The sequence below is a fragment of the Lampropedia aestuarii genome, from assembly GCF_004803635.1.
GTDB classification, from domain to species: domain Bacteria; phylum Pseudomonadota; class Gammaproteobacteria; order Burkholderiales; family Burkholderiaceae_C; genus Lampropedia; species Lampropedia aestuarii.
Genome location: NZ_SSWX01000028.1, coordinates 1 through 18,321 on the forward strand (window position 1 = coordinate 1; position 18,321 = coordinate 18,321).

General features: G+C 57.0%; 14 protein-coding genes and 2 pseudogenes. 2 read left to right on the plus strand and 14 right to left on the minus strand.

What is annotated here, in order from left to right:
• Positions 1–58: 58 nt before the first annotated feature.
• A pseudogene (locus tag E8K88_RS18535) lies at positions 59–241 on the minus strand (IS5/IS1182 family transposase); the annotation flags it as partial.
• 421 nt (positions 242–662) lie between these two features.
• Here E8K88_RS18535 and E8K88_RS16090 point away from each other — a divergent pair.
• Together E8K88_RS16090 and E8K88_RS16095 are read left to right on the plus strand one after the other, a co-directional pair.
• A complete protein-coding gene (locus tag E8K88_RS16090) occupies positions 663–2,306 on the plus strand; it encodes a phosphodiester glycosidase family protein (RefSeq protein WP_136407700.1) in 1,644 nt (547 codons plus the stop codon).
• Between the two features lie 288 nt (positions 2,307–2,594).
• A pseudogene (locus tag E8K88_RS16095) lies at positions 2,595–3,056 on the plus strand (transposase); the annotation flags it as partial.
• A gap of 67 nt (positions 3,057–3,123) precedes the next feature.
• Here E8K88_RS16095 and E8K88_RS18645 read toward each other — a convergent pair.
• From E8K88_RS18645 to tssF, 13 genes are all read right to left on the minus strand, one after another.
• On the minus strand, positions 3,124–3,300 hold the full coding sequence (locus E8K88_RS18645; RefSeq protein ID WP_168797360.1) for a BPSL0067 family protein: 177 nt from the start codon (positions 3,298–3,300) through the stop codon (positions 3,124–3,126).
• Positions 3,301–3,386: 86 nt separating this feature from the next.
• Positions 3,387–3,875, minus strand: a complete 489-nt coding sequence (locus tag E8K88_RS16100) for an Hcp family type VI secretion system effector (RefSeq protein WP_136407701.1) — start codon at positions 3,873–3,875, stop codon at positions 3,387–3,389.
• A 147-nt stretch (positions 3,876–4,022) separates the two neighbouring features.
• The gene (locus tag E8K88_RS16105) at positions 4,023–4,577 is read right to left on the minus strand and encodes an OmpA family protein (protein ID WP_168797361.1); all 555 of its coding nucleotides are present in this window, start codon (positions 4,575–4,577) and stop codon (positions 4,023–4,025) included.
• A gap of 143 nt (positions 4,578–4,720) precedes the next feature.
• Positions 4,721–5,518 carry a type VI secretion system accessory protein TagJ gene (locus E8K88_RS16110; protein ID WP_168797362.1) on the minus strand — a complete coding sequence of 266 codons (798 nt, stop codon included), beginning with the start codon at positions 5,516–5,518 and terminating at the stop codon, positions 4,721–4,723.
• 206 nt (positions 5,519–5,724) lie between these two features.
• Positions 5,725–6,216, minus strand: a complete 492-nt coding sequence (gene tssE / locus E8K88_RS16115) for a type VI secretion system baseplate subunit TssE (RefSeq protein ID WP_168797363.1) — start codon at positions 6,214–6,216, stop codon at positions 5,725–5,727.
• Complete coding sequence (tagF, locus tag E8K88_RS16120) at positions 6,200–6,901, minus strand: type VI secretion system-associated protein TagF (protein ID WP_136407705.1); 702 nt, start codon at positions 6,899–6,901, stop codon at positions 6,200–6,202. Before tagF ends, tssE begins: the two co-directional genes overlap by 17 nt.
• Positions 6,902–6,903: 2 nt before the next feature.
• A complete protein-coding gene (locus E8K88_RS16125) occupies positions 6,904–7,686 on the minus strand; it encodes a PP2C family protein-serine/threonine phosphatase (protein ID WP_168797364.1) in 783 nt (260 codons plus the stop codon).
• Positions 7,683–9,914 (minus strand): type VI secretion system-associated FHA domain protein TagH, encoded by a 2,232-nt coding sequence (tagH, locus tag E8K88_RS16130; protein WP_136407707.1) that lies wholly within the window; start codon positions 9,912–9,914, stop codon positions 7,683–7,685. Before tagH ends, E8K88_RS16125 begins: the two co-directional genes overlap by 4 nt.
• An 8-nt stretch (positions 9,915–9,922) precedes the next feature.
• Positions 9,923–10,522, minus strand: a complete 600-nt coding sequence (locus tag E8K88_RS16135) for a hypothetical protein (protein WP_136407708.1) — start codon at positions 10,520–10,522, stop codon at positions 9,923–9,925.
• A 19-nt stretch (positions 10,523–10,541) separates the two neighbouring features.
• Positions 10,542–12,386, minus strand: coding sequence for a serine/threonine-protein kinase (locus E8K88_RS16140; protein ID WP_168797365.1), 1,845 nt, complete (start codon positions 12,384–12,386; stop codon positions 10,542–10,544).
• Positions 12,376–15,267, minus strand: a complete 2,892-nt coding sequence (gene tssH / locus E8K88_RS16145) for a type VI secretion system ATPase TssH (protein ID WP_136407710.1) — start codon at positions 15,265–15,267, stop codon at positions 12,376–12,378. Before tssH ends, E8K88_RS16140 begins: the two co-directional genes overlap by 11 nt.
• Before the next feature lie 75 nt (positions 15,268–15,342).
• The gene (tssG, locus tag E8K88_RS16150) at positions 15,343–16,419 is read right to left on the minus strand and encodes a type VI secretion system baseplate subunit TssG (RefSeq protein ID WP_136407711.1); all 1,077 of its coding nucleotides are present in this window, start codon (positions 16,417–16,419) and stop codon (positions 15,343–15,345) included.
• Positions 16,412–18,289, minus strand: coding sequence for a type VI secretion system baseplate subunit TssF (gene tssF / locus E8K88_RS16155; RefSeq protein WP_136407712.1), 1,878 nt, complete (start codon positions 18,287–18,289; stop codon positions 16,412–16,414). The genes tssG and tssF overlap by 8 nt, the downstream gene beginning before the upstream one ends.
• Positions 18,290–18,321 lie beyond the last annotated feature (32 nt).

Sequence of the window (18,321 nt, forward strand, 5' to 3'; positions counted from 1 at the left end):
CACTGAGGTTGTAGAGCTGTTTGAGCACCAAAATGCGGACCATTACATCCACTGGCTAGGCGGGTCTGCCGCCTTTGCTGCCATCGCCTCGACCAAGAAATGGTGCCACTAAGGCCGCTAGCGCATTGAAGTCGATGTGCTTGGCGATCACTTGTAGTGGATCGCCCACCTCTTCAAGCTTGCGATTGCGCCCAGCCTGGGCGAAGAGGTCGAACTTGGAGGCGCTGCGTGGTGTGATCATGGCTGCAATTTAAACCATTTGGGCTTTCGTTGGGTTTTACGAGGCTCCCTATGGGTCCATCCATCACTGGAGCTTATCGTTCGTGGTCAAAGACTTTGCAACAGAACTCAACAAATCCATCCATTTCCAGAGCTTACAGCTTATTCATGGATTATTTTTTTAAAAAATAAACATTTCAATGAAATCCACATTTTTTTTAGGACTTACAAATAGCATAGCCACACCGTAAAATCTAAGTGCATGCATCAAATCATCGATACATGCACTTTAAGTAAAGCATTTATTGGGGAATGCTTTATATCGAAAATTTCTTAAAAATAATTCCAAACAATAATAATCAACTATTTACCCCATAGGTTTCATATAATAAAACTTTTTGAGTTTATATTCTATTTAAATCATATATAGGTAGGAGTTTATTATGTTTAAAAAACTAATTGGAATCATATTTTTTCTTTGTCTATCGATATCATACGCATTAGAATCGCGCTCCTATGAGGAGAAGGATCACCTATATGAAGCAAATATCGAAGATAACTTACTTGAGTCCGAAAATCCAATAGTACCAAGTGCCGATTGGTCTTGTTGGGGATGGAAGCGTGTCGCTATGCAAGTCAGGGACCCGCACTCTGGCAATAACGATATTCTAAGCTTATCGACAGATGTGTGTGTACGAGATGATTTAAGACCTTTGTTAATCGATGTCTATTTTCATGAAATTTTTATGAGTAGCTCTTTTGATGAAATCCACTATGATTTGGAATTGAGCGTCACACATAAAATCACAGGTGCCACTCAAAGTGTCATCAATAGCTTTAGACAAACCAATATTGGAAACGGCGGGGAATACAGCGCAAGAAACTCATTTCCAGCCATCAGATCTGGAGATTATGATATTAATGTAATCGCAATGAAACTGATCTTTAGACGAAACGGTCTCCCAACTGGTGAGTTTGTTATCCAGGATGATGATTCACGTCAAGGAACAGGGCATGTCGCACAAACATCGACAAATGCGCAATTGCTTGCATTATTTGAGGAGGCAAAAAGTGAAGCCTTAAGATTGGGTCAGCCCAGCCACATCTATTTTTCTTCCGGATATGAAGTTCCGATGACACAGCCTGGCTCAAATGGTGGAAATTACAGTTCTGCCAATGATGCGAGTTTAGTTGTTATGCCCTTTAATTGGCAAGATCGGCAATTCGTTGTCCCCCATCTTCTAGGTGATACCCATGAAGGTGATGCGGCGCGTTGCGAAGGAAACCCTAATGCCGTTACCTCAGATGGAACCAAGCAAATCGCGGAAATACTCACTGTTTCGGAAGCATGGAACAAAATGAGTAACGACGCATTACTTTTGATGAATGCCAATTATTTTGATACCAGGGCACAAGGAAATAATACGACCTGGCTCAATAACCGGTGCTCTACGCCATTAGGCATGTATTTTGACAATGTGCCCGATGGACCAACCAATGGAACACATAACGAACCCAACGTTTTATTTCCTGGCCCTCAAAATTACATCGGTAGCGATGGCAGTCAAATCCCTTTAGACACACTCTTTTGGACAACCAATAGAAATACATATATTGATTTAATTCACAAAGGCAGCCCAACAGATCAGGCCGTTGAAGAATACGCATTAGATTTAATTAAGGCCGGCTACCAGTTTATCGCTGTATCAGGCTCTGGCCTGCCACTCAGGGCAACGTCCTCAGATCCAACACCAGATACTGGATCAAAAGACACAACTCGAATTGGTCTTGCGCTATCGGACGATAGCAATCTACTTTATATCTTTCAAGGTGGCGCTTACGACAATGGATTTAGCCGACTAGACATTAGCAACCTTTTCAATGCCCTGGGCGTATCAAGAGCCCTGGAGCTCGATGGCGGAGGATCAGCCTCTTTGGCGCTTGCCAACAATCAGTTCTTTCTTAAAGGTCGATCACGGCCTGATTCCTCGTGCAATATATCGGGTCTCTGGTGCTCTCCCGTCACTCAACCCGATGGCTCTCACAGGCCCGTTCCCTCGTGGCTGGTATTTAAGAGAAATAATTAGTCGTCCCTGATAAATCCTTCACTCCCAATCCCAGAGCGGCATTGCGCATGCTTATTGCGATCATAAACTCTCAGTAAGATATTCACCAAATGCTGTTTTCTGGGAGCTGTGCAATAGGGCACCTCTCATAACCCTGTCTAACTCTGCACGATTCAAAACTAAACAGGGGCTAAATTAAAAAATGGCGTGCTAATCATCTCAAACAGGGCCTTTTGGCCCTGTTTTGCTATGCTTTTGGGAACCTCTCAAAACCCAACGAAAGCCGAGATGGTTTAAATTGCAACCATGATCACACCACGCAGCGCCTCCAAGTTCAACCTCTTCGCCCAGGCAGGGCGCCATCGCAAGCTTGAAGAGGTGGGTGATCCCTTGCAGGTCATAGCCAAACACATCAACTTCAATGCGCTAGCGGCTTTGGTTGTACCATTTCTTGGTCGAGGCGATGGCAGTAAAGGCGGCAGACCAGCCTACCCAGTGGATGTAATGGTCCGCATCTTGGTGCTCAAGCAGCTCTACAACCTCAGTGACGAACAGATGGAGTACCAGCTGCTTGACCGCATGAGCTACCAGCGGTTTTGCCTACTAGAGCACAGCCTCAATGTGCCAGACCGCAATACCATTTGGCGCTTTGGACAACTCTTGGGCATTGATGGCGCAACGGCTTTATTTGAAGGCGCTGAGCTACAACTGCGCCGCCACGGCTACATCGCCATCGGTGGGCAAGCCATTGATGCAACGCTGGTGCCAGCGTGGTCAGAACGCGCTTAGTCGATGACATAAAACTGGTCCCCATCGTTAGAAACGCCGCCCCATCCTCTCAAGAGGATGGGGCGGGCCTGAATTTCGCGGCCTTGCCATTGGCGCCAAATGTGGCAATGGCTGTGCCTGCGGCTAACGAAATATGACCTTGGACTTGCTTGCCTTTTTTCCACAAGGCGGTTTGGGGGGCTTTGGCGAAGTGCTTGGCATTGAGCCACTTTGGCCATCCAGCCAATGGGCTAGAAAGCCAGAGAGGTCAGAGAGCCAAAGCTAAAAGGCTCTAGATCTAGAACCAAATGGCCAGAAGGCAGTGCTTGGCTGTTAGGCTTGCACGTTTTGCTTAACGTCCCAACCACCGGTTGTGGCTGCGCCCAGCGAGCCATTGGCGTTCTGCTCTTTGACTTCGACTTTGATCTTGGCGTAGGAGATGCCCACAGTCTCTTTGACGCGCGCATCGTCGGTCGAGCCCGATGGACCAGCGTGGGTGATGATGGCGTCCGTCAGGGTAATGATGAAGTAGACCTGTGAGCCGTCGCCCACCTTGGCCGCTTCCAGTTTGACTTCACCGATGTGTTTGCCCGACGCACAATACTGCATCAGGTTTGGCGTGGCCTTGTCGGCATAGTGCTCGAACACCAGCGCGTCGAAGTTGGCCTTGCCAACGCCTGCGCCACCGCCAGTGAAGCTGGAGCTGGACTGCGATACGCCGTAGCTGAACGACAACACGTCGATCCAGCCTGCATGCTTGGAGTCTTTAGACTCGCCGCTGATGCCATCAATTTTGATAAAAAAGTCTTGTAGCGATGCCATTTTTACTTCCTCTTTGGTGGTTAAAAAACAAATTAGTGAGACTGATGGCTAGGCCAAACCTAGCAGGTCTATTTACAGTTGTCATCACTTGGACCTGGACACGCGTGGCCAGGTCACAAGATGGAGCCATGCCTGGCTAATGCCGATTTAGGGCTGCGGGGTAATGAGCAAGTCGATGCGGCGATTGACGGAGCGGCCCTCTCTGGTGTTATTGCTCGCCACCGGTTTCTCAGAGCCATAGCCCACAGCCGTGATCGGCATGGCTAGGCCTTTGGCAACCAGGTAGTCAACCACGACTTGCGCTCTGGCTGCAGACAGCTCCAGATTTTTCTGTGGGTTGCCCACGTTGTCCGTGTGGCCTGCGACCTCGACCTGGATCTGCTCTAGCCCTTCCAGTGCATTGGCAATGCCGTCCAAGGATTCCAACAATTGCGCAGACGGCGTTGTGCCGCTCGAATTGAAGGAGTTGGTCGAGCGGATTTGGACGTAGATGCTCTGGTCATCAGGCTCCTGAACGCGCAAATGCGGGTTCAGGCGCAACTGCTCTAACAGCACGGCTTTGCTGGCAACCCAAGGATTCTCTTGGATCTCAGGCTGGGAACTAACCGTTTGTTCAGCGGCTTTTTCTACCGGTGGCGTGGTTTCACAAGCGACCAGAAAGACGGTCGGGGCCAACAACAAGAAGAGATTTTTCAATTTCATTTTTTCCATCCTAGTTCAACGTATTACCAATAAAGAAACCATCGTGTGAGAGGGCCGCACTGCTCGCCTTGATTCAAGGTCCAGCGCCATTGAGGGTGGCCTTCACTGCCTTCAAAAGAATCTGCAAAACACCCCAGGCTCTGCTAATTTGTGGGATTGAATGCCAAGTGCGACACCTCCGTGATCGGCGCTGCTTCACCATCCATGTACCAGACGCGCTGGCCGCACCCATGCCAGCCGTCTTCTGTAAGCCCAGGGGTCCACTCCGTCTCAAACTCACCCTCCCCCTCACTGCCCTGCTCTTGCTTGCCTTGGTTGCTGGGGTAGCGTGCAGGCACATAGCCGGTCAGTTTTTTCTGCGTCGCGCCGCCCAGCACTACGCTGGCTTTGAGCCAGAGCAAATCCAACACATCGCCCTGGGGCTGCAATTGCACAGTGGCGATTTGCTCGATCGGCAGCCAAAAATAACGCGAGGCGGTGTAGAGCTCCAGCACCGGACCCAAGCGCTCATCGCCATCGCTGAACCACTCAAACGCCGTGTTGTGATTGAGGACGCCCGCTGTTTCAGGCGCTTGCGCCAGCCCTTGCAGGCGCAGCTCAGCAGCTTGAGTTGCCGGCTCGCTTCTGAGCGCCTGCATCATGGCCTCTAGCCAAACGGGTGCGGGGGCCATCAAGTCGGCCTGGATACTGCCTGCAAAAACGGCCTGGCGCACGGTTTCAGACTGCACCAGCATCTTGACCAACTGGGCCTGAGGCGCCCACTCCAGATCGCTTTGGCAGGCCACTTGCATTTGTTGCAACGCCTTGTGGTACTGGCCTTGGAGCAAGCGCACATTGGCCAGTGCTACGCGGTGGCCTGCTTGCAAGGGCTCAGCCTTGACTTTGGCCACAATGGCCTCGGCTTCGCGATTCAAACTGGCTGGATTCAGAGATAAAACCATACGTTCACTACCTATCGTTGGTAAGAGCGCTATCCGATTCGCATCTGGATAACGGCATACTGCGGTCATGTGTCGCCGCGCACTATTCGCACACTATTGCGTTTGCAGTCTGTATTCACACGCACTGCACCATCCTTGGCTGCTGCCTGGGCGCCTTTGCCAAATGCCTACTGGCAGTTTGCAAAGGCTCTCGCCGATGCACACGCTTAGCTGTCATAGAGCTTCATCGATCCATTCTCGCTATCCCACAGGGCCCGAATGACGAGCTCAATCGGGTAAGGTTCAAACCACAACGAGGCCTCTATCCGAAACAGCGGCTGGCCACACAAGGCGGCGTCGTCCACATCCCGGATGATCTTGACCTCCAAGGTGCTGGGAATAATGCGCGGCTCAAACTGCCGCACGGCTGTTTTGATGGAGTCGGCCACACGCTGTAAATCGCTTTGGGTGAATTTGGAGCCGGCATACGATGGAATACCAAAATTGAGCACCGAGGCTTGCGCATGCGGATGCGCGCGCAATGCCAGCTGCGCATCCAAATTGGCGCAATTGAGCAGCCATTGCAAATCCCTGAGCACCGACTGCCTGTAAGCCTGGCGACTCAGATGGCGGCCGCTTTTGTCCTGGCTGGTGCTGGCATTCAAACGGTCCAGCAGGGTCGGCATAAAGAGGCCGTTGGGTTTAAGTTCCTGCGACAAACAGTGCCCCTCCCATGAGTAACACAAACAGCTCTTCATCGGGCTGCCCGCTGTGAATGATTTGGCGCGGCGGCTGTTTGGGCGATGGCTCGGCCCACCAGTAGCTGCGGTGCTGTCTGCTGGCGAACAGGTGGCTCAAGTCTGGCCATGAAAACCAGCGTTTGCCTGATGGGCGGCTGGCACTGTCTTCTGTGATGCCCAGCGCATTCAGGATGCCTGCGGCAGATTGGGCCTGCTGCTGTAATTGCCGCTGGGAGAAGGGCTCATGCACACCCTCTGCGACTTGCTCAACGGGCAAACGCTGGCCAATGACCTGGCGCAGCCTGGCATCGACGCGGTAAGACCAGTCATCGGCAGGCGGCAGCACCTCAGAGAGGCTCTGGTGCTCAAATGAGCGCAGCATCAACAGCGGTGAGTAGCGGCCCACTTTGTCCAGGCTGGGCGCCAAGCAGCCTTGCAAGGCATGCGGATGCCAGACCCCAGCATTGATCACAAAATGCCACACGGGCGTAACCAGGTAGGCATGTTGCCATTCATCAGGGTCGCGCACGGACAAGGCGCGCATACCCTGCGAGATCCACTGGTGGATGGTGCTTTGCAAATGCGGCTCCAAGCCCCGCGAGGCGAAGTCCCCCACGGCCGGGAGTTTGCCGAGCCAGCCCACAAATTGTGCCGGTGCTACCATGGTTACTGGCCCTCGTGCACTGGGAAGGTTTGGATGCGGGTCGTTTCTTCCTGCTCACCGACCCAAACCGCCATCGCGCTGAGATTGTCTCTGCTGCCATCGTCGATGGTGGTGATGGTGCGCACCATTTCATCGAGCCACTGCGCAGAGCTGCCGCTTTGGCGCAAGGCGCTTTCCATGCAGTTCTCATCGACGCTTTCCCAAAAACCATCGCTGCACAGCAAAAAGGCATCGCCCGATTCGAGCATTAGCGCACTGGCACTGACCGCTTGCTGCGGCACCTCGACGCTGCCTACGGAGGCATACAAGGTATTGCGCTCGGTATTGCCGCGCGAGGAACCACTGGCAAAGCCCGCATCAATCATCGACTGCAATACGCTGTGGTCGCGTGTGAGCTGGCGCGCCCGGCCATGGCGGAACAAGTAGATCCGACTATCGCCCAGGTGTGACCAATAGGAAATTCTGCGGTGGGCATCGAGCATCAAGGTCGCCACCGTGGTGTTCATGTGCGTGAACTCAGGGTGTTGGCGTTTGACCGCATTCAGCGCCTCTTTCGCCAGGCCAAGACTGGCATGAATCATGTCTGGAGTCACCGCAGGCTGGATAGCGAACACATCAAGGATGTGCTTGACCACGGCCTCAGAGGCTTGCGCGCCGCCCTGGTAGCCGCCAGTGCCATCGGCCAAAACAAAGCAGCCAATGGAGTCGTTGGCACAGAAGCCGAGGTAGTCTTCGTTGACCAAACGCCCGCCACGGTGGCTGTATTTAGCAACTGACAAATTCATTGGGCACCCCATTGGTTCTGTGGTGGTGGTTCAGAGAGCTTGAGTGAGGCGGTGGCTTCTTCATAGGCTTTTAAGAAGGCCGCACCAAAAAACTCCTGGAATCGATCCTCTGCCTCATCGCGCGTGGCCTGGTAGTAGCGCCCGTAGGCATCCCATAGCTTGGCTTTGCGGCCATTGCCAAAGCCGCCGAGCAAGCCAGCATCAATCGTGTCATTGTCGATATTGGCAGGATCAAACTTGTCCAGCACATGCCCCAGCGCTGAGCGCATGCCCGACACAAGACCGATCTGGTGGGCCCGCAAATCCAGGTAGGCATTGTTCATGGCCTCTGCCGGCTGCATGAAGCCGGGATAGGTGCGGCCGAGCAAATACATCAAGGCCACCTCGCCATCCGGGGAGAACTTCAGCGGGTTGTTGCGCTCAGGCGCGATCATCGTCACATTGGCTTTGACCTCTCGCTTAACGACGGCACGACCTGCCATCAAGTCCACCGTGCCTTGCGACGTGCAGCGCAGCAGCTGACCGATCAGGTACATGAAATTGGCATCGAGTTGGTTGCGGTCGGGTATTTCCTTGAGCCCCAGGCCTTGCAGAAGCGCCTGGTACAGCTGTGCATCCTGACTGGTATTTTGGCTGGTGTTTGGATGTGACGCCGCGCTGTTGTCTGTGGCAGCAGCCACAGGCGTTGGTGCTGGTACTGAAGTGGCAGTCGCTGTAGCAGCAACCATGGCAGCGGCCTGCGGGACGGCACTGCCAGCCTGCCCGGGTGTTGCAATGACTGCTTGCAGTGGTGGACTCTGCGGCTCCACTGGTGGCTGCACCGGCGGTTGAGCTGGTGGCTGAGCTGGTGGCTGAGCTGGTGGTTGAGTTGGTGGTTGAGCTGGTGGTTGAATTGGGGGCTCCACCGCACGGCCAGGCTTGAAGCGGTCTTCTTCCTCAGACGCAGACAACAGCGCTGCCAACGGATCTTCACTGGCAGACTCTGAGCCAAGCAAGTCATCCAAGGACATGGGGCTGGCCTGTTGCACAGGCTCCCGCTCAGTTGCGATGGGCTCCAGCGCCGGTGCAGCGGCGGCTAGTGCTGGCGCGTCTGCGATCACGGCATGGTTTGGCGGTGTGGGCGGTGCAGACGAAGCGTTGGAGTCCGTCTCCAATGGGCTCAGAAACGCATCAAAGTCATCGGGCAGTTGCTGCGCATACGGTGCTGCTTGCGCAGAAATCTCTGTTGTAGGGCTGGGCGCAAATCGGGGTGTTTCAAACAAGCCACTGAGTTCCGAGCCGTGGTTAACCGAAGTGCTCACCGGCGAGGCCGCGCCCATTTTCAGGCTCTCAAACACATCGTTCTCAGCTGGCGTGTTGCCAAATAAGGCCAAGGGGTCAACGTTGTTGCCCCCCATCAATGCATCAATGCGCCCTTGCCCATGCTCTGCGATCAACTCTGCAGAATGGTCGGTGGCATCGCCGCTGTTGATCAAGCTGTCGCCCTTGCCGGTGAACGAGTGCAAGTCAACGCCCTCTTGCGTCAATGACTGAACCAGATCCTGGCGGCGCGCAGCCGTGCCTTGCATCAGCATGTCCAGCACCTCATCGCTGTGCGCGCCTGGGCCGGGGCTTGGACTCGGCTCCATGGCCTGGCTATTACCGCTGCGGCCGACCGGGTTGTCGCTGAACAAAACGCTGAGGTAGTCGTCCATTTCACCCGCTTGCGGCTTGGCACCGGCCTGGGCTGGATCGGCCACTTGCGACGCTTGGCCAAGCCCTGCGAGTAAATCAGACTCCGGCGCAGTGTCAGCTACGCTGCCAAGCACGCTGTCATTTGTCTTGGCAAGGCTACTGACAGCCACGCCGGCAACCGCTGTGTGCTGCGCGGCCGGCGCCAGGTCACCGGCCGCTGATGCGCTGCTGTGCTGGTCTTTTTGAACAAGCAGTAATACATAGCCGCCGACGTAGATCTTGTCGCCGGGCTTAATCATGAAGCCCATGCCCGGGGGCAATTCTTCAGAGTTGACATACACCAGGTTCGCACCGCTGATATTGACGAGCCGGTACTGCCCATGGGCTTCAGGAACAATATTCAAATGCTGTCTGGACACCAGCCGCATCGGATCTGGTAGCACGATCGCATTTTGCGGGCCTCGGCCAATCGTGCCTCCCTCTGCGGGCAAAACGCCGGCAATGGGCACGACTGGGGCCAAATCGTTGTAGGTCAGGGCCTGTATCTCTAGCATGGTACCTTTCACTGTTTCTTCTCGGAGCTTTTGCTGGCTGGCGCATCGACTCTGAGTGTCAAACGTTCATATCGAGCCACGGCAACTTCGGCCTTGAATGGCTGCGCATCGGCGTACTCGATCGTTAAAGTGTGTTTGCCTGCTGGCACCAAAATCACATGGCTGGAATTGCCCTCTGGCATCAACAGCGGTTTGTCGTTCCAACGCACCGCCGCTGTGCCTGCAGAGAGCACCACCAGTTGCGGCATGGGGCTGGATATTTTTTCGAAATAAATGGCCGGCTCGCGCGCTTGCGCAGGCGAGAGGCGCTGCACTTTCGCTGAGCTGAGGCTGGCTGCGACTTTGGCGCCCAGGTCCACACCAGTTTGCACGGCCCCTTGCGCCGCTCCTTGCGCCATCGCATTGAGACTGTCGCTGTTGGGTACACTGCCCATCGCCTCTAATGCCTGGCCCTGGGCAATGGCTTGCAGATCGCTAATGGTCTGCGGCGAAAGTGCATCGCCCCCTGCAGCGCCAGCGGGCGCATCAAACAAGGTGTTGCAGCCAGCCAGCGCCAGCGCGGCCAGGGCCGCAATGCAGACTCGGTGTTGCGCAATGAGAGCGGCCATGCTGGCTCCTTCTGCCTTGTCAGGGCGCAAAGTTGTGGTTGATGCGCACGGTCTGCCCCGCTTGGGCATTAAAGGTGCGCACATGCGAGGCGGCGCTGTCATTGCGCACTTCAATGGTGTTGCTGCCTAGCGGTACCTCGATGCGCAGGCTCGGCGGCGTAGTGCCGACCAGTTCACCATTGAGGTAGACATCGCCCCAGGGCTGGGCTTGCACGACCACAAAACCGACGGTGGGCACAGGCAGCTCTTCTGGCTCAGTCTCTGGCAAGGGATCGACGCCTTCTGCCGTGTTCAGTGGATCGATTGGGCTCGTTTGGCCAGGAACCAAGGATGCATCAGGCACCAGGGATTCATTCTCTTGCAGCGATGCTTCATTGCTCATCGCCCCCGACATGGCCTGACCTGCTTGCGCGCCTGGCTGGTCTGTCAGAACTGCGCTGCTGGGGTCTTGTGAGACCGCAGTTCCTGTTGGTGCCTGACCTGGCGGCACTGCGGCAGTGTTGCTTGGGGCACTGCCATCGGCTCGCGGCACGACCATCTCTTGCCAAACCGGTGCAGTGGTTTCGCCCTGCTGCGGCGCCGCGCCTGCAGCATTGGCATTGGCATTGCTGTTGGTCTCTGCATCGGAATTGGCAATTGCATCAGAGCTGGGCGCAAGCACTGCTGGCGGCGTCTGAGGTGCTTGCGTATTGGAGACTGCAATCGGATCTGCTGGCACTGCTGGTGTTGCCGGCTCGGTTCGGGCAAACATGAAGACCGCCAGCGCCAAGCCAATCACGCCCGCAATCAAAGCCAGCCATAACCAGCTCATGCGCTGCTTGGGCGCAGTGGCTGGAGCTGCCGCCACACTGGCCGCCGCTGTCGCAGCGGCAGGTGGCTTGGCCACGGTTTTAGCCAACGACTGCTGGTGCACACGGGCCTCATCGGAGCCAGCTGGCGCAGCGGGTTCTTTGGCCAGCAGCATGGCTCGGAACTTGGCAATCGACTGAGGGCGGTCCTGGGCCTGCACTTGCAAACCTGCATCAATGGCCTTCAGTATGGGCAGCGGCATGTTGAAGCCGCTGGCCTGCTCAGCCAATGGGGTCAAAGGATCGCGCATGATGCGCGCCACGGAAGATGGCGGCATCACGCCGGTGATGAGTTGGTAGCCAACCGCTGAAAGCGCATAAATATCGGTCCACGGCCCTTGCTGGTCGGCCGTCTCCTTGCCGCCGTATTGCTCAATCGGGGCAAAGCCAGGCTTGAGAATGACCGTGGAGGCGTCAGCCTGGTTGATGATCTCATGGCGGGCTGCACCAAAATCCAGCAACAAAGGCGAGCCATCAGGCAAGACCACAATGTTGTCTGGCGAGATGTCGCGGTGAAAGCAGCCCACTTTGTGCACTTGCTGAAGGCCATTGAGCAGCGGAATCAGCAGGTTCAGCAGGCTGACCTGGTCGGTGGCCCGAAAACCTTTTTGCTGAAGTTGCCGCAAGGTCTTGCCCTTGTAGTAGGGCATGACAATGTAGGCCGTGCCATTGCCCTCCCAGAACCGCATGACCTCCACCAGATTGGGGTTGCGAAACTGCGCGAGGATCTTGGCTTCGGCGACAAAGCTTTTGAGCCCCTTCTCAAACAGCTCTTGATGCTCTGGCGAGCGGGCCTGGACCTGGTGCTTGTCCAGCCTTATGGCGTGGCTGAGCGGCAAGTACTCTTTGATCGCGACTTCGCGGCCGAGCAAGGTGTCGGTGGCCAGGTACACAATGCCAAAACCGCCCTCGCCGATCACGGCCTTGATTTCATACTCATGCATGCGCGTGCCGATTGGCAAGCTGTTGGCAGGCGCTGGTGTTGGCATGCTTTGGTTGTCGTTATTAAGCGCCATGGCTGTGCTGCTCTTTCGTGGTTGCATGGTCTGGGTTGGCCGCTGACGGCACCTTGGCATCGGCCGCGTCGCCTGGGTTGGCCAGGACATCCGCCAAGAGGCGCGGGTCTGCCGCTGCAGGCTCCAGCGCCCGCATGACAAAGTCGTAGATGAATTCGCCCGCCTCGGCCTTGATTGCCACCCGCGCCAGCCCCTGCCCTTGCATCACGCCCGACAGGTGTTTGCGGCTGATCTCAGGCAGGACCGAATTGGTCAGCACGGCGTCAATCATGCGGCCACCGGCATCGCTGACATTGCAGCGCGCCATCACCAGATCAATGGCCGACTGGTCATAGACAAACTCGGCATTGTGTGCGGCAGCGACGCGGGCGCGAATGCGCTCAAACTGCAGGCGCACGATATTGGCCAGGGTGTCTGGGCTGAGTGGCAAATACGGCACCGTGATCAAGCGCCCGAGTAACGCTGGAGGAAACACTTCGAGCAAGGGTTTGCGCAAGGCCTCGTCAATCGCCTGGATCTGCGGAATCAGCTCAGGGTCGGCACACAGGCTGTTGACGACGTCGGTGCCGACGTTGGAGGTGAGGATGATGACGGTGTTGCGGAAGTCGATCTCACGGCCTTCGCCATCTTCCATGCGGCCTTTGTCAAACACCTGGAAGAAAATCTCGTGCACATCGGTGTGGGCCTTTTCCACCTCATCCAGCAAGACAACGCTGTACGGGCGACGTCGCACGGCTTCGGTCAGGATGCCGCCTTCGCCATAGCCAACATAGCCTGGTGGCGCGCCTTTGAGGGTCGAGACGGTGTGCGCTTCCTGGAACTCACTCATATTGATGGTGATCAGGTTTTGCTCGCCGCCGTAGAGAAACTCTGCCAGCGCCAGCGCGGTTTCGGTCTTCCCCACGCCAGAGGGGCCGCACAGCATGAACACGCCAATCGGTTTGACCGGGTTATCCAGCTTGGCGCGTGAGGTTTGGATGCGTCTGGCAATCGCCTCTAAGCCATGGCGCTGGCCAATCACGCGGCGCTCCAGGTTCTCAGCCAATTCGAGCACGGCTTGCGCTTCATTGCGCAGCATGCGGCCCACCGGAATGCCGGTCCAGTCAGCCACGACCGCGGCAATGACCTGCTCATCCACGGCGGCATAGACCATCGAGTCTTCGCCACGAATGCCCTGCAGTTGCTGCTCCAGGCTTTGCACTTGCAGCAGCATTTGCGCTTGGCTCAGGGGCTCTGGCGCGGTTTGAGCAGATTCACCGGCTTCATCGGCGAGTGCTTCAGCATTGTCGTTAACAGCGTTCTCGGTGCTGTGCTCTTGCTCAGCAGGTGCTTTTTTCACCACACTGCCTGCCAGGCGGTCGCGCAGTTGCACGATTTGCGCAATCAGCTCCTTTTCCTGGGCCCAGCGCTCGGTGAGTTCGGCTTCTTGCGCGGCCCCTTGCTGCAGCTGGTTTTCAATGTCCTGAATCCGCAGGGTATTGGCAATGCCTGCGGCCTGCTCTTGCTGCAACATGTGCAATTCATGGTTGAGGATATGCAGCTTGCGCTTGCAGTCTTCCAGCGCCGCCGGGGTCGTGTGCTGGCTCACGGCCACGCGGGCGGCCGCGGTGTCGAGCAAGGCCACGGCCTTGTCTGGCAGCTGGCGCGCCGGAATATAGCGGTGCGAGAGGGAGACGGCGGCGCGAATCGCGCTGTCCAGCACGCGCACGCCATGGTGCTGCTGCAAGGGCGTGGCAATGCCGCGCAGCATTGCAATCGCCTTGGCTTCATCTGGCTCGGCCACTTGCACGACTTGGAAGCGGCGCGTTAACGCCGGGTCTTTTTCAATGTACTTCTTGTACTCGGCCCAGGTGGTGGCGCCAATGGTGCGCAATGTGCCTCTGGCCAGTGCGGGCTTGAGCAGGTTGGCCGCATCGCCGGTGCCCGCAGCGCCGCCAGCGCCGACCAAGGTATGCACCTCGTCAATGAACAAGATGATCGGCGGCTCGGCATGCTGCACTTCTTCAATGAGTTGGCGCAGGCGCTGCTCAAACTCGCCTTTCATGCTCGCGCCCGCTTGCAGCAAGCCAATATCGAGCACGCGCAATTGCACGCCCTGCAAGGCTGGCGGCACATCGCCTTCTGCGATACGCAAGGCAAAGCCTTCGACGACGGCGGTTTTGCCAACACCGGCCTCCCCCGTCAGGATCGGGTTGTTCTGGCGGCGGCGCATCAAAATATCGATCAGCTGGCGGATTTCTTCATCGCGCCCAGTCACTGCATCGAGCTCGCCCTGCGCCGCTTTCTCGGTCAGGTCCACGGTGTATTTGTTCAGCGCTTCTTTTTTGCCTAAAGCGGGCGCAGACATCGCGCCCGAGGCCTGGCCCGGCGCGGCTTCGCCATGGGCGGCCGTGCCCAGTGCGGATTCCGGGCTTTTGGCGACGATAGAGGCAAAATGCGCCTGCAGGTCCTCCACGTCAATCTGCGCCCATTGCTTGGACAAATGCAGCGTGGTTTGGCGCAAGGCCTTGTGGTTGAGCAAGGCGATCAGCAGATGGCCACTGCGCACCGCGCTTGCGCCATCGACGAGTGAGGCCTGGATCCAGGCCCGCTCAGTCGCCAGATCAATATCGCCAGACAGGTCTTCAATCGCCAAAGCGCCGTTAGGCAGGCGCTCCAGCACTTGCAGCAAATCGTTGGAGAGCTTGCCGCCATCGAGATGGTAGTGGCGGGCAATATGGTGCAGGTCGCAGTCGTCCATCAAAACGAGCTGGTAGAGCCAATGGCCCAGCTCCACCACAGGGTTGCCGCGCAATTTGGCAAATACCGTCGCCGATTCAATGGCCTTGTAGAGGACCGGATTCAATTTTCCAAACAGGGATACTCGGTTGATTTTTGCCATCGCTATTCTCTTTCCTTAACTCTGTCTATTAATCCATTCATTGACAGCGTGCCAGCACGCCCCAGACGCCCGAACTCAGCTTTGCGCTTCAGGCTGCAAGACCAGATCCCCTCTGTCTTGCGCACTCTCAATCTTGCCCAGCCACGTGGTCCAGCCCAGCCGCACGCCAGAGCCCAATACCAGCGGCGGGACCTCGCTGCGTTTGAGCACCAAGCGCAGGTCCCAGGAAAATTCGTAGCCTATGTAGTTGCGCACCCAGTCCCGCAGCACCACGAAATGGCGGCCCTGCGGCAAGAAATCTTCGTAGGCCTGCAAGCTAAGCGGCCCTGCATGCAAGCGGAATTTGTGCTGCCGATCCAATACCGAAGCACCGCACACGGCGCCCATGCCCAATTGGGCGGCAGGGCCCTGATGGCCCAGCTGGGTTTGTTCGCTCTCTTCCATCTTCAACCACTGGGGCATCCATTCCTGCAACTTGAACGGGCAATCGAAGTAGCTCTGCAAGATCGCGCCAAGCCCTTCAGGGTTGCGCGTCAAGCGCACCAGATGGCCTGAGAAAAAGCGCTTGGCATGGTCTGGCACGCTGTCTTGTGCCTGCATCGCGGGGCTGCCGTAGCCAGAGAGGCTGCCAACATAATTGGCAAAGCGGTCCTCGTCCGGGCGGTCCAGGCTGTTGGTAGCCTGTGCGCTGGCCCAGGCCCGGTAAAACAGCATTGCAAAGCGGTGGTGGAAGATATTGGCGAATGCGCTTTGCGCCTGGTCGTCGTCATAAGCAATACGCTCGCGCACATACTCGGTGATGTGCAGCGGCAAGGCCCCATTGGGGCCATACAGGCCAAAGCCGGTTTGCTCGATGCCAAAGCGCCCTTGCTGGTTAAAGTCTGCCGAGCTCAGGCTGGCCGACGCAAACGACAGCGAAGGCGTTTGCCCCACGCGCACGGGCTCATCCTGTGGGTGCACGGCTTCGCCAAAGCGCGAGTAACTGGGGTTGTGCGCCTCAATGCGCCGCAGCAGCGCAAACCAGTCAAACGCCCACGGCGTTTTTTGCAGCTGCTCCAGCGCCTCTACATGCACGGCGGCACGCGGCGTAAGTGGCACCGCTGGGCTGGCAGCGTCGGTTGGCACGACCGCTGTGCGAGCAGCATCAAGCATCCGGGCGCCCTCCCCAACGTGGCGGCCAAGTGGCAATCTGGCCACGATTGGCGCTGTGCAGAGACATCTGGCAGAACACGTTCATCGACACATGGCGCGACAAGAACTGCTCCAGCACGCTGCCAAACAGGTAGGGGCTGGAGCCGGCAAAGTGCATCTCATCAATCGTCGCCTCAATGCCAATGCCACGGCCAAAGACCAAGGGCCCGCTGACCGGCAGGCGGCGCGTGACGGCCTTCGATGCCATCGCGATGATCGACTCGGCATGTTTGGCCACCATCGGGTCCGCCAGGTCGGCATACAAGCTGAGCAATTCACGCAAGGCCACCGCCCCGCTTTGCGGATCCTGGTCGCGCAGTGCCAGGTAGTTCAATGACAGATGGCTGATCAGTCGCCAAGTGACCTCACGGTCAGCCATCGCAAAGCGCGGCGTCGATGGACCTTTGAGCACACGGCCCCAGCGCATCGCCTGGTCTGTTTCCACTTCCACATCACGCTCGCCGTTGACCGGCATCAGCAGTGGCAAATCGCGGTTGGTCAGCAGCATCTGAATCGAGAGCTGGTCAATCGCATGTGGCCAAGGCGCCTCTTGGGCATCGACCAGCGAAATGAACACCTCAGAGCCCAGGTAGCTTGAGCGCCCGCCATGGCGCATCATGGTCTCGGACATGCGCCGGGATTCTCGGCGGGTCGAAAAATACGCTTGCGCGCCAGGGTACTGGTTGCCCACATGGCGGTAGAACGGCACGAAACTGGTCACCGGGTTATTGCCCCGGTCATAGCCATCGACCATATCGACGCGGTAAACCTCATAGTCCAGAGGGCGGGTGCGATCGGCAACGACGTGGTGCTCGACCCCATCGTGCGTGACCAGCAGCCGGTTGCCCTGGCGTGGGAAGATATTGATCACGGGTACGCAGTTGAGCGCAAAACTGCTTTTGTCGACCGTGCCCACCAGCCCCTCAGGGTCGCAGTCCAGCAATACGGTCAGCTCGAACACATCGGTGTCGAGTTTGGCCAATGGCGCTTTGAGGCCTGCAATTGAAAAGAACATGAAGCGCTGCGGGAAGGCAAAGTACTCGTGCAGCAATCGGTAGCCCTGGAACACCCTGGGATCGTTGGGCAGCAGTGCCTGGTCGGCGGCAAAGCCCTCCGGCTGCAGCGCCTGGGCAGGCAAGACCATGGTTTGACCGGCCTGGCCTGGCACACTGACCACCACACCAACGGTGTGGCCAATCAGCTTTTCATACATCAGTGTGGCCAGTGCATCGTCAGCGGCCAAAAAGAAGGTCAGTTTGTCGGGGTTGGGCCGCCCGGCAGCGCCCGGGGTTTGGTAGCGCAAGCGCAGCCGCACCTCGCCCTTGGCTTCCTTGCCACGCAGTTGACGCCCCAGACCCGGCATATCACCAGCGAGCATGCCCGCCGACGCCTCAACAATATCAAGCGGCCAGGACTCCAATTCATGCCCAGTGACAAAGTTGCAGCGGGTTTTCACCCCCGCAATGGCGCGGCTGGTCAGCACACTGCCGCGCGGCAAGACCGCGCCGTTGACGGTGGATTTGGCCGCCTCGGTCAAATCAAACGGAATCTGCACAATCGCCATCGATGGCGTTGGCGCGAGGTAATGCGGAAACACCACCTCGAGCAAACGCTGGGAAAAGCGCGGAAACTCCGCATCCATCTTCAAATGGATGCGTGAGGCCAAAAACGCAAAGCCCTCCAGAAGCCGCTCAACATAAGGGTCCGAGACCGTATTGCCATGCATGCCCAAGTGCGCAGCGACCTTGGGGAACGAGGCAGAGAACTCCCCGCCCAACTCCTTCAAGTAGGCCAGCTCTCGGTTGTAATAGTCTAGAAACCTCGCATCCATCTGTGCACTCTTTTTATAGTTGTTGCCTACGA

Excerpts from the sequence above, each read along its gene's own strand:
- E8K88_RS16090 (WP_136407700.1), top strand. The coding sequence starts at position 663 with ATGTTTAAAAAACTAATTGGAATCATATTTTTTCTTTGTCTATCGATA.
- E8K88_RS16100 (WP_136407701.1), bottom strand. The coding sequence starts at position 3,875 with ATGGCATCGCTACAAGACTTTTTTATCAAAATTGATGGCATCAGCGGC.
- E8K88_RS16105 (WP_168797361.1), bottom strand. The coding sequence starts at position 4,577 with ATGAAATTGAAAAATCTCTTCTTGTTGTTGGCCCCGACCGTCTTTCTG.
- E8K88_RS16110 (WP_168797362.1), bottom strand. The coding sequence starts at position 5,518 with ATGGTTTTATCTCTGAATCCAGCCAGTTTGAATCGCGAAGCCGAGGCC.
- tagF (WP_136407705.1), bottom strand. The coding sequence starts at position 6,901 with ATGGTAGCACCGGCACAATTTGTGGGCTGGCTCGGCAAACTCCCGGCC.
- E8K88_RS16125 (WP_168797364.1), bottom strand. The coding sequence starts at position 7,686 with ATGAATTTGTCAGTTGCTAAATACAGCCACCGTGGCGGGCGTTTGGTC.
- tagH (WP_136407707.1), bottom strand. The coding sequence starts at position 9,914 with ATGCTAGAGATACAGGCCCTGACCTACAACGATTTGGCCCCAGTCGTG.
- E8K88_RS16135 (WP_136407708.1), bottom strand. The coding sequence starts at position 10,522 with ATGGCCGCTCTCATTGCGCAACACCGAGTCTGCATTGCGGCCCTGGCC.
- E8K88_RS16140 (WP_168797365.1), bottom strand. The coding sequence starts at position 12,386 with ATGGCGCTTAATAACGACAACCAAAGCATGCCAACACCAGCGCCTGCC.
- tssH (WP_136407710.1), bottom strand. The coding sequence starts at position 15,267 with ATGGCAAAAATCAACCGAGTATCCCTGTTTGGAAAATTGAATCCGGTC.
- tssG (WP_136407711.1), bottom strand. The coding sequence starts at position 16,419 with ATGCTTGATGCTGCTCGCACAGCGGTCGTGCCAACCGACGCTGCCAGC.
- tssF (WP_136407712.1), bottom strand. The coding sequence starts at position 18,289 with ATGGATGCGAGGTTTCTAGACTATTACAACCGAGAGCTGGCCTACTTG.